Origin of the sequence: Paraburkholderia sp. SIMBA_030 (assembly GCF_046535245.1) — a bacterium.
Lineage (GTDB): Bacteria > Pseudomonadota > Gammaproteobacteria > Burkholderiales > Burkholderiaceae > Paraburkholderia.
This window is the reverse complement of sequence record NZ_JAWRXB010000901.1, coordinates 1-259: the sequence shown is the minus strand read 5'-3', so window position 1 is coordinate 259 and position 259 is coordinate 1. Positions and strand designations below refer to the sequence as shown.

The 259-nt window shown below is 41.7% G+C and carries 1 protein-coding gene; it reads right to left on the bottom strand.

What is annotated here, in order from left to right:
• Positions 1–259: hypothetical protein (locus tag SB772_RS42625; RefSeq protein ID WP_410838847.1), on the bottom strand; the 259-nt coding region annotated here is incomplete at both ends.

Here is a 259-nt window from a genome sequence, read left to right as displayed (position 1 = left end):
CGCCCACACCGTTCCTGCATTTCCATCTGCTTCAAAGATAGATTCAGCATTTGCTTCGTGGTTTCCATCAAAAAGTTGGTCATAAATAGGAAGCAAACTAACCCCTGAAATATTGGAAGCATATTGTTTTACTTTGGCCCAATCCGGATTAGGTTTAGTAGCATAGGCCTTTGCCAGTAATCCATAGGCAAGGTTTTTATTGGCCCTATATTTTTCATTCTCTGCAGGGGCATTGGCAATAGCATTTTCCAGATCAGAG